At 39.9% G+C, this 15,348-nt stretch carries 13 protein-coding genes; 9 read left to right on the forward strand and 4 right to left on the reverse strand.

Annotated features, from left to right (window positions below; all coding sequences use genetic code 11):
- Window positions 1–5 precede the first annotated feature (5 nt).
- The 6 genes from M472_RS40500 (at window position 6) to M472_RS40525 (ending at window position 8,075) form a co-directional block, all read left to right on the forward strand.
- Window positions 6–1,124, forward strand: a complete 1,119-nt coding sequence (locus M472_RS40500; RefSeq protein WP_158499938.1) for a Kelch repeat-containing protein — start codon at window positions 6–8, stop codon at window positions 1,122–1,124.
- Window positions 1,121–2,356: an MFS transporter gene (locus tag M472_RS40505; RefSeq protein ID WP_021071748.1), complete on the forward strand. Its 1,236-nt coding sequence runs from the start codon at window positions 1,121–1,123 to the stop codon at window positions 2,354–2,356. The genes M472_RS40500 and M472_RS40505 overlap by 4 nt, the downstream gene beginning before the upstream one ends.
- Window positions 2,346–4,409 carry a GDSL-type esterase/lipase family protein gene (locus M472_RS40510; RefSeq protein ID WP_021071749.1) on the forward strand — a complete coding sequence of 688 codons (2,064 nt, stop codon included), beginning with the start codon at window positions 2,346–2,348 and terminating at the stop codon, window positions 4,407–4,409. Before M472_RS40505 ends, M472_RS40510 begins: the two co-directional genes overlap by 11 nt.
- The gene (locus tag M472_RS40515) at window positions 4,406–5,608 is read left to right on the forward strand and encodes an AGE family epimerase/isomerase (RefSeq protein ID WP_021071750.1); all 1,203 of its coding nucleotides are present in this window, start codon (window positions 4,406–4,408) and stop codon (window positions 5,606–5,608) included. The genes M472_RS40510 and M472_RS40515 overlap by 4 nt, the downstream gene beginning before the upstream one ends.
- Before the next feature lie 34 nt (window positions 5,609–5,642).
- Complete coding sequence (locus tag M472_RS40520; protein WP_021071751.1) at window positions 5,643–6,812, forward strand: sialidase family protein; 1,170 nt, start codon at window positions 5,643–5,645, stop codon at window positions 6,810–6,812.
- A gap of 129 nt (window positions 6,813–6,941) precedes the next feature.
- A complete protein-coding gene (locus M472_RS40525; RefSeq protein ID WP_031301962.1) occupies window positions 6,942–8,075 on the forward strand; it encodes a redoxin domain-containing protein in 1,134 nt (377 codons plus the stop codon).
- A gap of 55 nt (window positions 8,076–8,130) precedes the next feature.
- Here the strand turns inward: M472_RS40525 and M472_RS40530 are convergent, their stop codons facing one another.
- Window positions 8,131–8,526, reverse strand: coding sequence for a response regulator (locus M472_RS40530; RefSeq protein ID WP_021071753.1), 396 nt, complete (start codon window positions 8,524–8,526; stop codon window positions 8,131–8,133).
- Window positions 8,527–8,532: 6 nt separating this feature from the next.
- A complete protein-coding gene (locus M472_RS40535; RefSeq protein WP_144062778.1) occupies window positions 8,533–9,549 on the reverse strand; it encodes a PAS domain-containing protein in 1,017 nt (338 codons plus the stop codon).
- A gap of 412 nt (window positions 9,550–9,961) precedes the next feature.
- Here M472_RS40535 and M472_RS40540 point away from each other — a divergent pair, with 412 nt between their 5' ends.
- The 3 genes from M472_RS40540 (at window position 9,962) to M472_RS40550 (ending at window position 13,798) form a co-directional block, all read left to right on the forward strand.
- Window positions 9,962–10,849, forward strand: coding sequence for an AraC family transcriptional regulator (locus M472_RS40540; RefSeq protein ID WP_021071755.1), 888 nt, complete (start codon window positions 9,962–9,964; stop codon window positions 10,847–10,849).
- Window positions 10,850–10,929: 80 nt separating this feature from the next.
- On the forward strand, window positions 10,930–12,870 hold the full coding sequence (locus tag M472_RS40545) for an oleate hydratase (RefSeq protein WP_021071756.1): 1,941 nt from the start codon (window positions 10,930–10,932) through the stop codon (window positions 12,868–12,870).
- A 31-nt stretch (window positions 12,871–12,901) separates the two neighbouring features.
- Window positions 12,902–13,798 carry a 3-hydroxyacyl-CoA dehydrogenase gene (locus M472_RS40550; RefSeq protein ID WP_021071757.1) on the forward strand — a complete coding sequence of 299 codons (897 nt, stop codon included), beginning with the start codon at window positions 12,902–12,904 and terminating at the stop codon, window positions 13,796–13,798.
- A gap of 72 nt (window positions 13,799–13,870) precedes the next feature.
- Here the strand turns inward: M472_RS40550 and aqpZ are convergent, their stop codons facing one another.
- Together aqpZ and M472_RS40560 are read right to left on the reverse strand one after the other, a co-directional pair.
- Window positions 13,871–14,578: an aquaporin Z gene (aqpZ, locus tag M472_RS40555; protein ID WP_021071758.1), complete on the reverse strand. Its 708-nt coding sequence runs from the start codon at window positions 14,576–14,578 to the stop codon at window positions 13,871–13,873.
- A gap of 195 nt (window positions 14,579–14,773) precedes the next feature.
- Window positions 14,774–15,343, reverse strand: a complete 570-nt coding sequence (locus M472_RS40560) for a hypothetical protein (protein WP_021071759.1) — start codon at window positions 15,341–15,343, stop codon at window positions 14,774–14,776.
- Between the last annotated feature and the right edge of the window lie 5 nt (window positions 15,344–15,348).

Raw genomic sequence — 15,348 nt, forward strand, 5'->3', positions numbered from 1 at the left:
GTGTGATGATAAAAATGACAGGTTCTTGTGTGGAAAGTAAGGTCGAAAATTTGAGGATAGATTGGGACTCCGTGGAACTGCCAAAAGATCAAAATGGTGTTGCTCACCAAGGATTGGCTGGACCGGTGGTAGGTACGATTGGAGATTGTGTAATTATAGGAGGAGGAGCCAATTTCCCAGAGGGTATGCCTTGGGAAGGGGGAAGAAAGCAATATCACACGTCTTTCTATATATACAAGTGGAATGGACGACAACTGGAATATCAAAAAAGGGATGAACTGCCATTTGTGATAGGATATGCAGCTAGTTGTTCATGGGAGGATAGCGTGTATTTTGCGGGGGGAGAAGATGAAGGAGGTCCTTTGAAGACGGTGTATCGTGTCGGCCTAATGTCCGATTTGTCTTTAGCTCTAGACACTCTTCCCGACCTGCCTTTTGCGGTGAGTAATGCCGCGCTCTCTTGTGTGGAGGGTACACTATACTTAATCGGTGGAGACGGAGAAAAAATGACTTCGGATCGTGTGTTAAAACTAGATATTAAAGAAAGTAATAGTTGGCAGGAAATAGGTCGATTGCCCGAAGCTCTGAGCAATACCGTAAGTGGAGTTTATGGGACTGATATCTATATCGCCGGAGGTAGGCGTAAGGTGGAGGGGGATATAAGCCCTTTTAGTAATCGCTTGTATGTGTTCGATACAAAGGAGAATGTGGTTGAGAAGAGAAGTGATATGCCTCGAGCACTGGCTGCTGCGGTGGGAATGGTATATGGTGATCAGTTCCTGGTTTTTGGAGGAGACACTGGAGATACATTTCATCAGGTCGAACAGCTGATTTTCGAGGCTGCGAATACGGTAGACTCATCGACTAGATCACGTAAGATAGAACAGAAAAATGCACTTCAGATTGGGCATCCTGGGTTTAGCAAGCAACAACTGGTCTATTCGATGGAAGAGGATCTATGGAAGATACTCCCCATAGACTTCCCTTTTGCAATGCCAGTCACCACTACAGCTATAGTATTGGACGAAAATACAGTGATCCTACCCAGCGGAGAAGTCAAAGCGGGGGTACGTACGGATAATATATATATAGGACGCCTAAAAGAACAGCGTAAAAAGATATGAAGCAACAACAGAACACTTCTAGATATGCATGGGTCGTCGTCGCCCTGCTATGGGTTGTGGCCCTGCTAAATTATATGGATCGACAGATACTCTCGACTTTGCGCCCCACTATGCAAATGGATATAGTGGAATTGCAGAGTGCGCAGGTATTTGGAAACCTAATGGCGGTATTTTTATGGGTCTATGCTGTGATGAGTCCTATTTCTGGTATCGTATCGGATCGTTTCAATCGCAAGAACATCATTGTGGTGAGTCTTTTTATATGGTCTTTGGTGACTTTGCTCATGGGGTTTGCAAACAATCTTCCCCAATTGATGGTGTTGAGAAGTATAATGGGGGTGAGTGAGGCGATGTATATACCGGCAGCTTTGGCGTTAATAGCCGATTATCATAGTGATAGTACGAGATCATTGGCTGTAGGAATACACATGACTGGACTTTATATAGGGCAAGCTTTAGGAGGTTTTGGTGCTACTATTGCAGAGAGTTATTCGTGGCATTCGGTATTTAAAGTGTTTGGCTTTGTGGGGGTGATCTATGCTATTATTTTACTGTTTGCTTTGAAAGAAGTGCCGCAACGTTTTAAGAAGGAAAAAGAGGAAGATAAAAAAGAAAAGAAGAATGTATTTGGTGTACTTTCTCTTTTGTTCAGTAATGTTTCCTTCTGGGTGATACTCTTCTATTTTGCGATCCCAAGCTTGCCTGGATGGGCTACAAAGAACTGGCTGCCGACCTTATTTGCAGATAATCTGAATCTTCCTATGTCTGTGGCTGGGCCATTGTCTACTATAACCATAGCATTGTCTTCTTTTGTCGGTGTTATATTCGGAGGAATACTGTCAGATCGTTGGATTCTGAAGAATATAAGAGGACGTATCTATACCAGCGCTATTGGCTTGGCACTGACCGTACCTTCTATTTTATTGATTGGCTTTGGACATCATGTATATGCTATCGTGGGAGCTGGATTATTATTTGGGGTGGGGTTTGGCATGTTTGACGCGAATAATATGCCCATACTTTGTCAGTTTGTTGCGAAGGAATATCGAGCGACCGCTTATGGATTGATGAATTTTGTTGGCGTCTTATCAGGAGCGTTAATCACCAATATATTGGGAGCATCGGCTGAAAAAGGGGAGTTGGGAACAGATTTCGCTTGGCTGGCTGTCGTTGTATTTTTAGTTATTGTGCTCCAATTATTCACACTTAAACCGAAGAAGAATGAAGTATAGTTTTTTTCTCTTTTGCTTACTGTGGGGAATAGGGAGTTACGCACAGGAGAAAATAAAAGTGGCTTGCATCGGAAACTCTGTTACCGAAGCACTGAATGTACCAAAGGGGAAAGACTATCCAAGTGTTTTGCAAAACATGTTGGGTGATAGGTATGAGGTTCGAAATTTCGGCGTAAGTGGCTCTACGTTGCTAAGCAAAGGACATAGACCTTATATACGATCCGATAAATATGCCGCATCTATCGCGTTTGATGCTGATATCGTCGTTATATCTCTTGGCTTAAATGATACCGATCCACGTAATTGGCCCAACTTTGGGAATGATTTTTTTCCTGATTATAACCAGTTGATAGATAGTTATGTCGAAAAAGGATCGACGAAGAAGATATATGTGTGTATCAATACCCCTATTTTCAGTGGACATAAGCGCTTCTTGTCCGGCACCAAAGATTGGTATGATAAGATACAGCTTGAAATTAGGAAAATCAGTCAGTCAAGGAATATATCATTGATTAATCTTAATGAACCTTTATGCCAGAGGATAGATTTGTTTGACGATTTTATCCATCCTAATGAAGAGGGGACTCGAATTATTGCAGAGACTGTATTTGCCCATATTCAAAGTCCAGTGTTGCCTCTGTCGGTGGATGAAATATTTGGTTCGGGAATGGTTTTACAGCGAAACAGGGAATTGCTGCTAACAGGAAGGGGGAAATCTTTTGCTAAGGTGGGGCTATTGTTTGATAAACTTCACTTGACAACTGAGGTGGATTCACTTGGATATTGGAGGCTGCCTATTCCTAAACAAAAGGCAGGAGGTCCTTATGTGCTGTGGGTAGAAAGTGGTAATGAGAAAATAAAGATGGACTCTGTATATTTTGGAGATGTCTATTTTTCGTCAGGCCAATCGAATATGGCCTTCGAATTACAAGGGGATACAAATCAATATGATCAGTTGAAAAATAAAGACTGGCCAGCACATGTACGTTATTTTAAGAATCATAACCTTGTGGCAACCAATAAAGTGTCTTGGGATTCGGTGACATTGGATAAAGTTAACAAACTACAGTTTTTCTCTGGTGCTTGGGCAGGTTTGAATACGAGAGAACGCACTGATTACTCTGCAGTAAGTATAGCCTTTTTGAATGATCTGTCCAAGGCTATTCCAGAGGTGCCTATTGGTCTTGTGGAGATGGCGGTTGGAGGCTCAAACACAGAGTCTTGGATCGACAGGAAAACTTTGGAGCAAAATGCTATTACGGCAATGTATATACACAATTGGTTGACCTCTGATTTTGTACAGGATTTTTGTCGAACGAGAGCGGCATTGAATTTAAAAAATAGTACGCTGAAAAATGCGAGGCATCCTTATCAACCTGCTTACAATTTTGAAAGTGGTATTCACAAGTGGGGGGACTACGTGTTCAAAGGGGTACTGTGGTATCAGGGTGAGAGTAATGCACATAACCCAGAGTTGCATGATCTATTATTCCCTGTAATGATAGGTTCTTGGAGAAAATTATGGAAAAACGAGGAGCTGCCATTCTATTATGTGCAGTTGTCGGGTATAGATCGTCCCTCGTGGCCGAACTTTAGAAATAGCCAACGAGTGTTGGAAGGTCGTATCCACAATGCTTATATGATCCCCAGTTATGATGTTGGCGACTCAACAAATGTACACCCTACGAATAAAGTTCCTGTGGGAGTTCGGTTAAGTCAAGCCGTAAGAGGTACGTTATATAACGAGAGCTCCCATCTGCTGGCTCCAAGACTGATAAGGTTTGCTAGAGATGAGAGCGGGATTGTCCTGTATTTTGATCGGGTTTCAGAATTTAATACAGTAGGGATACCTAACGGGTTCGAGTGGTTAGATCATTTGGGTAATATCGTGCAGGCCGAACGTATTGAATTAAAAGGTGCTACACTGAAGGTGTATTGCCCAAAAGATGTAGTCGGGCCAGTGCAATTGAGGTACGCCTATAAACCTTATACGAGAGCGAATATTTATAATGAAAATTTAATTCCAATACCCACATTTAAAATTGATTTATGATTGTAGAAAAATATGAAAATGCTACAGCGCATCTTCAAGAACTAGCCGCATTTTATAAGAATCAACTTATAAATGACACCGTGCCATTCTGGTTTCCTCGTTCCTTTGATAAAGAATTTGGAGGTTTTTTATTCATGAGGGATCAGGATGGGCGATTGATCGACACCGATAAAGCAGTATGGATTCAAGGTAGGGCAACATGGTTGTTGTCAACCTTGTGCAACACTATCGAATATAGAGAAGAATGGCATGAGGGCGCACGTCTAGGCTATGAGTTTTTGAAGAATAAGTGCTTTGACAAAGATGGCCGAATGTTCTTTCATGTTACTAGGGAAGGTGACCCAATTCGAAAGCGAAGATACTTTTTCTCGGAGACTTTTGCTGTAATCGCGTTTGCTGCTTATGCTAGACTGACTGGAGATCAGAAAGTCAGACGAGAAGCGGTAGATCTATTCGAGAAATGTCGCCAATATGCAAAAGGTGAAATCGCATTGCCTAGTAAATATTATGACACGAGGCCAATGCGAGGCATAGGTGTAGAAATGATCATGTTGAATACAGCACAGCAACTTCGTGAGACCTTAGAGACCACAGAATATGATGATTATATATTGCAACTCATTGATAACATAGAGACCTATTTTGTAAAACCAGAGATAAGGTGTGTTATGGAGCAGGTTGCTATAGATGGCAGTATTGTAGACACCATAGATGGTAGAACATTAAATCCTGGCCATGCAATCGAGGGAGCTTGGTTTATTCTGCACGAAGCTAAATATAGACAAAACGATCCTCGACTTATTGAGTTAGGGTGCAATATGCTCGACTATATGTGGGATCGTGGTTGGGATACAGTGCATGGAGGTATTAAATACTTCTTGGACGTGTATGGAAATCCGGTGCAAGAATATTGGCATAACATGAAATTTTGGTGGCCGCAAAACGAGACGATAATTGCTTGTTTACTTGCTCATGTATTGACAGGAGAAAATAAATATTTGGAAATGCACGATCGTATAAAGCAATATGCTTATGACAATTTTCATGACAAGGAACATGGTGAGTGGTTTGGATACCTTAACTATGATAATACAGTGAGTCAAACCGCCAAAGGAAATCTCTTTAAGGGACCATTTCACTTACCAAGACAAGAATGGTACTGTTACCTCTTGTTAAAAAACCATCTTGTCAAAGTTTAAAAAAATAGTTTATATAACCGAATATCAATATATTATGTGTTCACGAAAAATAAATTTAGCAGTTTTTTTTATTCTGCTTTTTGCCTTGAATAGTTTTGGGCAAAAATCTGCTGTTGTATTTGAAGCAGGCAAGGACGGGTACGCTAGCTACCGTATTCCAGCGATCGTAAAACTACATGATAAAACAATAATTGCTTTTGCTGAAGGAAGAGTCGATAATGCAAAAGATTTTGGAAATGTAGATATCGTATACAAAATAAGTCATGATGAAGGAATGACCTGGGGCCCATTGCAAATCGCAGCTGATAATGGTGGCGATCAAGCAGGAAATGCGGCTCCGGTGGTTGATATGCAGGATCCAAAATACAAAAAAGGACGATTGTTTCTTTTCTACAACACTGGGAATAATCATGAAGGAGAGGTGAGAAAAGGGAATGGGTTGCGTGAGGCGTGGTATATTACCTCGACGGATGGTGCCAAGACTTGGTCGGATCCTATCAATATAACAACACAAGTGCATCGACCTTTACAACCACAGTTAAATAAGGATTATAGTTTTAAGGAGGATTGGCGAGCTTATGCGAATACACCTGGGCATGCTATACAGTTTGATTCGGGTAAATATAAAGGAAGATTGTATATTCCTGCCAATCATTCGGTAGGTGAGCCTAAACCTGCAGGGAGAGACTATTTTGCGCATGCTTATTATTCGGATGATCATGGTAAGAGCTTCGCTATCGCTGATCGAATAACTTTTGAGGGTGGGAATGAAACAATGGCTGCTCAGGTGACTGATACAGAGTTGTATATGAATACTCGAAATCAGCAAGGAAATGTGAAACAGAGAATTGTTTCTTATTCGTCTGATGGGGGAGCAACATGGGACACTACGTATTACGACAAAAATCTGCCTGATCCTGTCAATCAGGGGTCGACATTGTCATGGAGAAAAGGTAAAAAATACATACTGGCGGTATGTAATGCTGCAGATGAGAAAACTAGGGATAACCTCACCTTACGTATTTCAAGAGATAAAGGGAAGACATGGTATTTTAATCATGTGGTTGCCAAAGCTCCGAAAGGTTTCAAAGGATCTTATGCGGCTTATTCCGACATTGTTCTGTTAAATAAGAAGCAAGTGGGGGTTCTTTATGAAGCAGATAAATACACTAAGATTGTGTTTGTTGCGGTAGGAATAAAGTAGGTTCGATTTAGTTTATGAAGAGCCGTAACGCAATTGATACGCATATTAATAGGCACGTTATCTGAAAATCTTTAATTTCGTATGCGTTATGTCGAAGTTTCGACACTATTAAAAAACGGATTTAAACCGATGAAAAAAACAGTATTAACTATGGTGCTTGCTCTACCTCTAGCGGTATGGGCACAAGAAGGAGCTTTTAAAATTGAAGCTCAGATTAAGAAATCAAATGACAATGCTAAAGCATATCTGTCCTACCGTACAGGTAACGGTATGGAACAGGACAGCGCTGTCGTAAAGAAAGGCAAATTTACTTTTTCAGGGACAGTGCAAGGCCCTACGCAGATGACAATCACTTATGCGCCAACTGGTAAGTTGGATCGTCGTGCTGCTCAAGGTGCTGATTCTTATAGCTTATATATCGATAAGGGAACAGCAAAGTTAGTGGCTACAGATTCTATTAAGAATGCAAAAATATCCGGTGCTCCTCTCAGTGTTGAATACGCGCAATATGCGAAGCAATTAGAAAAAACAACGAAGGGAATGGCCGCTCTAGATGCGGAATGGTATGGTGCTACAGATGAGCAGCGTAAAGATGGTAAGCTGGCCGAGAGATTGAGAGGACTAGCTGGACCATTGATGGAAGAAAAGGAGCGTGTTCAGAAAGACTATCTAGCACAGCATCCGACTTCTTATTTTGCATTATTGGCTTTGCAGGATCTTTCTGGGTCACAGCTTGATGTTGCTTTTGCTGAACCTGCTTTTAACAAATTGAGTGCAGAGGTTAAAAGCACTCCTGCAGGGGAAGCTTTTAACAAGCGTATTGTTGCAGCGAAGGCTACAGCTGTAGGTGCAATGGCGCCAGACTTTACGCAGAACGATGTAAATGATAAACCTGTAAAATTGTCTGATTTTAGAGGGAAATATGTATTGCTTGATTTCTGGGCATCTTGGTGCGGACCATGCCGTCATGAAAATCCAAATGTGGTAGAGGCATATCATAAGTTTAAAGACAAAAACTTTACGGTATTGGGTGTTTCTTTGGACAACCCAGGTAAGAAAGATAACTGGTTGAAAGCTATCGCTGATGATAAATTGGAATGGACTAACGTAAGTGATCTACAGGGATGGAAAAATGCTGCATCGACGTTATATGGTGTGCGTGGTATTCCTCAGAATTACTTGATTGGTCCTGATGGTAAAATCGTAGCGAGTAATTTGAGAGGGGAAGAGCTTCACAAAAAATTAGCTGAATTGTTAAACTAAGATTAGTTTTAAACACCAGAAAGAGGGAAGTATCCAATACTTCCCTCTTTTTTTGTTAAAAATATTGAAGTAAAGGGGCTGATTGCTTAATCCCGATTAGATCATCTAAGTGTATGGGTTTGACCATGAAATCGATGACCATAGGATACGCTTCAGCTCTCTTTCGGTCTTTGGGATCAATGGAAGAGGTAATAATAATTATAAAGATATTTTTTTCCTTTTCGTCCCTTAACTTATCCAATACGTGCCAACCGTCTACTAATGGCATGTTTAGATCTAGAAATATAAGGGTGGCTTCTGAATCATTTTTATGTTTATGCCACCATTGAAGAAACTGTGCCCCCTCTAACAGGCATACAGGAGAGTTCGATATTTTACTTTCCTTGAGCATGATCTCCATTAAAAAATGGAAAATCCTATCATCGTCAACAACAGCAGTACTCATTTTCATAATTTTTTATTCTTTATCGTCAACAATTAACTGTTTTTCTCCAATAGTTCGGTTTGTAATATTATGAATGATAGCATCTAGCTCATGTGCAGAATGGCTCAGTGCATCAAAAAGCTGAGGCTCTATATTCCCATCATTGAATCGTTCTTTTAGGTGATGTACTAATGCTAGTATCCTTGCCAATGGAGCTCTTACCAAATGAGATTGGGCAAAAGCAATATACTTGAGATTGTTATGTTGGTTTTCTATCTTGTCCATATAAGCAAGTTTTTCAGATACATCTTTGGCGACTCCCCGTACACCTATGCAGATATTCTCGACAATGTCTGGTCTTCCGGTCAGTAAGAGCCATCGTTTATTGCCTTTGGCTGTTACAATTCGCAACAATTTCTTAAACATCTTCTTTTCGGCCATGGCTTTATTGACGGATCTGTAGAGGCTTGTCTCCTCATCAGGGCTGCTGTAAAATTGCTTTGTAGATTGTAGAGAGGGTTTGAAATAGGGAGGGACCTCTAAAATGTCCTTAAATCCAGAAGATAGTTCCATAGTCTGCTGTTGGGTATTGATCCACCAATTGCCATATTGAACTGACTTTTGAGATTCATCATAGAGCTCTTCTTGGATGACCTGTTGGGTTACATTAACGAGGGTGCGTATGATATATTCTATATTGCCCTCAGCAGTTAGGATTGGTGTATGATGTATCTCGTAGTACCTTACATCCAAGAATGTTGTTTCTGCATTGAGTGGATATACCAATTTTCGGATTCCTGTATTTACTTCAGTTTTTTGTGCTAATACAGAGTGAAAAGAATTTAACCAAATATTATCAGAGATATAGGGATTCAGGGGAAATAGAGAAAAGAACCCCTTGCCTTTCATATCTTTTAAATCCAATGCACATAATTTTAGGTAGGCGTCATTGGCATCAACGATATGAAAGTTTTCTTCGGTCACTTTAAGTATAACAGAAGGGCACCTCATCGATCTAAAAAATAGTTTGTACTCAAACTCTCTCTCCATTATAGCTTATAATTAAATTATACTATGCGCTCAGTTATAGATAGATGTTAATAAAAATCTAACAATTAGAGCATTATAGTTAAAGCGGATTGGACTAATAGTCCTATCAGCCACATGTTTTTCATATATAGCTCACAACTGTGGGCTAATGGTAGTTTCACATAAAGCTTATTTATACTTTTGTGAAAAATATAGTTAAATATACCTGAATAAAATCAAAACAACGATTCTTTTTGTTGCACAAATATAAAACACCTTTCGTCGAAGATTGTTTGTTATCTAGTATTGTACTGTTATAAAAGTATAAGTAATAGATATTTGTTATCTTAGTTTATATATTTACCTATATAGTTAGCTGGTGTAGTGCAGGGTGTTTGGAACCTGTGAATAAAGCTATTTTTAAGGAACTGATATGGATAAATCCTATGAAGAGTTGCAGGATACATTGACATTTTATGGAGTCGATTGTATTCGTCCATTTTATGTGTCTTCTGGTAATCCGATATCGGAATTTCCTAAAGAGTCTTTTCGCGTAGACTATTACGCTGTCTGTATATGTTTGTCGGGACAGATCGGTGTGGAGGTTGATAATCTTCAGTATCATTTGTCTTCTAATGAATTTGTCGTTTTTGCACCTTCAACCGTTTTGCGATTTGTTGAAACCAATGATAAACTGAGAATGAAGCTGCTTTTGTTCGATAAAAACTTCCTGTTAAAAAATATTGCAGATCCATTTTTTTTAGATAAACTGGGGCTGTTTGGAGAGCGATCTTTTTGTGTTGTCCGCTCGGATGAGGATAGTGTAAATCGACTCTCTCAGTTGATAGAATATCTACAAGAAGTGAGCTTAAGACATGGACGCTATATGTTGGATTTAGTGAGGACCCTCATTTTTAATGTCTTGCTGGAAGTCGCTACGATTGTAGATGATAAAAAAAGAGGAATGACATTAGAGAATGGAGAGGGCAGTTGTCTGTTTTATAGATTTACAAAGTTGGTAAAAGAACGAGTGTCTAGCTATAGAGAGGTGTCTTACTATGCAGACTGCCTGTCGGTGTCTAACAAATATCTTATACATCTGGTCAAGCGCGCATCAGGAAAAACACCACATGAAATTATTGATGAGTATATACTGAAAGAAGCTCTGGCTTTATTAGGAAACCCAGAGATGAGCGTATCTGATATAGCATATGCCGTTGGATTCAATTCGGTCTCAGCCTTTGGTCGTTTCTTTAAGAAGTATAGTTATGTATCACCATCTGAATATAGAAAAGGACAGGAGAGAGGGCAGGAAATATAGCATACGATTGACGAATTTAGGGATAACAGATGTTGATTAGTTCGGGGTAACTTTACATAAACGTTTAAATAATAAGTGTTATGAAAACAGTCACTTCAAAATTTGACAAAGTATTACAAGCTTCTTCTAGCAGGGAGAATGTAGAACATCAGCCTGACTCTAGCAAGGAAAGGCAGCGGAATGTACCTGAGAAATCAATGCCTTTTTCGGACCAGATCGGCAACTACCAGCGGAATAAAGGAATTCCTACAAAATCCTATCACGATAGTAAGGTGTATATCATCGGTAGCGGGATTGCAGGTATGTCTGCAGCTTACTATTTTATTCGTGATGGCCATGTTCCTGCGAAAAACATTGTTTTTTTAGAGCAGTTAGCTGTTGAAGGTGGTTCGCTGGATGGTGCAGGAAATGCAAAAGATGGCTATATTGTTAGAGGTGGACGGGAGATGGACATGACTTATGAGAATCTGTGGGATATGTTTCAGGATATTCCAGCTTTAGAAATGCCTGCTCCATATAGTGTTTTGGACGAATACCGTTTAATCAATGATAACGACCCTAACTTTTCGAAGGCTCGATTGATTCATAATAAGGGCAAAATACAAGATTTTAGCAAATTCGGTCTTAATAAGAAAGATCAGTTGACCCTGATTAGGCTTTTATTGGAGAAAAAAGAAGATCTGGACGATATAACTATTGAACAGTATTTTGGAAGTTCATTTTTATCCAGTAATTTTTGGACGTTTTGGCGTACCATGTTTGCCTTTGAAAACTGGCATAGTTTATTGGAATTTAAGCTGTATATGCATCGTTTTTTACATGCGATAGATGGTTTGAATGACTTATCGGCTTTGGTATTTCCTAAGTATAATCAATACGACACATTTGTGACTCCTCTTGGAAGATTTTTGAAAGATAAAGGAGTGGGGATACAGTTCAAAACCTTGGTAAAGGATTTGGATATTCATATTGATACTGAAGGGAAAACGGTAAAAGGAATTATTACAGAACAGAATGGTAAGGAGGTAACTATCCCTGTACGAGAACAGGATTATGTGATCGTGACGACTGGATCGATGACAGAAGATACTGCCTACGGAGATAATACTAAAGCGCCAATTGTTGGAATTGACAACTCCACTAGCGGACAGAGTGCGGGCTGGAAAATATGGAAAAATCTAGCGGCAAAATCGAGCGTATTTGGTAATCCGGACAAGTTCTGTGGTGATATCGAGAAGTCGGCTTGGGAATCTGCAACGCTGACATGTAGACCTTCGGCGCTGGTAGATAAGTTAAAAGAATACGCGGTTAATGACCCGTACTCGGGAAAAACGGTGACAGGAGGCATTATTACGGTGACAGACTCTAATTGGTTGATGAGTTTTACCTGTAATAGACAGCCCCATTTTCCGGAACAGCCCGATGATGTACTGGTGCTCTGGGTATATGCGCTCTTTATGGATAAAAAGGGTGACTATGTTAGGAAAACGATGCCTGAATGTACTGGGAATGAAATCTTAGCAGAGCTTTGTCATCACTTAGGGATCATTGATCAGTTGGACAATGTCGTAGAAAATACTATTGTTCGTACGGCTTTTATGCCCTATATTACTTCTATGTTTATGCCTAGAGCAAAAGGGGATAGACCAGCAATAGTACCTGAAGGGTGTAAAAACCTAGGTCTTGTCGGACAGTTTGTAGAGACCAATAATGATGTTGTCTTTACTATGGAGAGCTCTGTGCGTACAGCCCGCATTGCTGTGTACAAATTGTTGAATCTGAATAAGCAAGTACCAGATGTAAATCCATTACAATACGACATTCGGCATCTTTTGAAGGTGGCCAAAACATTGAATGATGATAAGCCGTTTATGGGTGAAGGGTTGTTGCGCAGAATATTGAAAGGGACTTATTTTGATCATGTGTTGCCATGGGAAGAGAAGGATGAACAAGAACAAGAGTCTTTCATTGGTGAACATTTAAGTAAATTTAAAGATTGGCTTAAAACTATCCGAGGGTAATCTCGGATAGTATATATAAAACAGATAAACTATGGATATAAAGAATGTAACAGTAGCAGGTAGTGGAGTATTGGGCTACCAAATCGCATTTCAGACAGCTTTTCATGGCTATAATGTCACTGTCTATGATATTAATGATGAAGTATTAGAAAAAGCAAAAGCAAAATTTGATATTTTGGGTGAAGCCTTTATAAAGGATTTGAATGCTACTCAAAGTCAGTTGGATGAAGCAAGGGGCAGAATGCAATATAGTGCAGATCTTGCGGTGGCTACACAGCATGCGGACTTGGTTATAGAGGCCGTCCCAGAAAGCCCACAGATTAAAACTGATTTTTATCATAAGCTGGCTAAGGTCGCACCAGAGAAAACTATTTTTGTGACGAATTCTTCCACATTGTTGCCTAGTCAATTTGCGGGAGAAACGGGGCGCCCGGCTAAGTTTTTGGCATTACATTTTGCCAATGAAATCTGGAAACATAATACAGCAGAGATCATGGGGCATCCTGGAACAGATAAAGAAGTCTTTGATACTATAGTGGGCTTTGCAAAGACAATAGGTATGGTTGCCTTGCCTTTGTATAAAGAGCAGCCCGGTTATATTGTCAATTCGCTTTTAGTACCTCTTCTGACTGCTGCTACTAACCTGCTAGTAAGTGGAGTGTCTGATGCGGAGACAATCGATAAGACATGGATGGTGGCTACAGGAGCTCCGATAGGACCATTTGCGATTTTGGATATAGTCGGGATTACGACGGCTTATAATATCAATAAGATGGCGGCTGATGCAACTGGAGATGCGCTTAAGGTGCAGACTGTTAAGTATCTGAAAGAGCAATTTATCGATAAAAATAAATTAGGCGTATCCACAGGTGAGGGATTCTATAGCTATCCAAATCCAGCTTATAAAGCGAAGGACTTTTTGAAATAGAGGGATCTGTAAAAAGTTTTAAGTAGAAATCGCCACAACATACGATCTGTTGTGGCGATCTTATGTAAGGTCTTAATTGTGTTCTTTTTTTAGAAGATACTTATATATCGCACTTCCAGCGATTGCTCCTAATATTGGCGCTACCCAGAATAACCAGAGCTGAGATAGGGCTGCTCCTCCAACGAATAGAGCCTGAGATGTACTGCGAGCAGGATTTACTGAGGTGTTTGTGATTGGGATAGATATTAAATGAATAAGTGTTAGAGCAAGTCCTATGCTAAGACCTGCAAACTTTCCGTTAGCCCATTTATCGGTAGCACCTAAGATTATAATTAAGAAAAAGGTGGTCAGTAAAAACTCGGTGAGGAATGCTGCGCCTACGCTGTAACTACGTTCGTAATAACCGGGCATTTCATAAAAGTTGGTCGCAAATGCACCAGGGCCATACGCGACAAACGCTGTTGCCCCATTAAGGATCGTATAAAGACAGCCTGCAGCAGCTATCGCTCCGAATAACTGAGAAATAATATAGGGAACTAAATCCCTTGCCGAAAACCGCCCTCCTATATACAATCCAATGGAAACAGCAGGATTAAAGTGTCCTCCTGAGATATGTCCTACAGCATATGCCATCGTCAGTACCGTAAGACCGAAGGCTAAGGAAACACCTAATAGGCCGATGCCTATATCGGGAACTCCAGCGGCAAAGACAGCGCTACCACATCCTCCGAAGACCAGCCAAAATGTACCGAAAAATTCAGCAAATAGTTTTTTTGTCATGATTTAAATAGTTGTAATAATGGAACCATCCGTTTTTTTATAAAATTTCTTTTTGAGAAACTTTTTGATTGTAAAGGTAGGTAAAAACAACTCTGTTAAAAGTAGGATTTCGTCTACAGATACAAAGTGTCTTTTAAATGAAAAAATCCCATTGAAATTAATCAACAGGATTCTTAAAAAGAGTATGTAGTTTATTTATTGTAATCGACTGGATATAACATCAATCACAGCTTGATCATTAGGGAAGTCTGCTGTGGAGGAGGCTTTCGCCCTTTTGCTGCTTGAGGGCTCTTCTCCATATAAGGTATCTCTACCTAGGACAATCTTTTTGTCTAGATCAAAATAGCTGATAATATAATTCCTTTGGTAGATTCTTTCTTTTTGACCAACCTTATTAAGGTATTCGCCTCTTTCTGACATATCTTTGGCAATCACGATCACGCCCTTAATATACTCTCCAGGATAGTTTTGTGTTGTGCCTAGCTTTTCGTTCCATTTCGCTTTATAAGTAATTCCTAATTCATCGTATCCGCCATTTTCAATCACCAGATAGTTCTTGTTCCACGCCACGTTTGAGTATTCGACTGGATATTTGTATAGGGATACATGATCTGGAAAGCAATCTAAAATACGTTTGGATAGATTTAGAGTTTGTTCTTTATCGTCTTCGATCTCGCTTAAGACGGAATCTGCCCAGAGGGCTATACCTATCCCGGCAATTGCCAATAAGCTAATTAGTATGACAATGGATTTTCTATTGTTCATAAACG

The sequence above is a fragment of the Sphingobacterium paucimobilis HER1398 genome (assembly GCF_000416985.1).
GTDB lineage: Bacteria > Bacteroidota > Bacteroidia > Sphingobacteriales > Sphingobacteriaceae > Sphingobacterium > Sphingobacterium paucimobilis.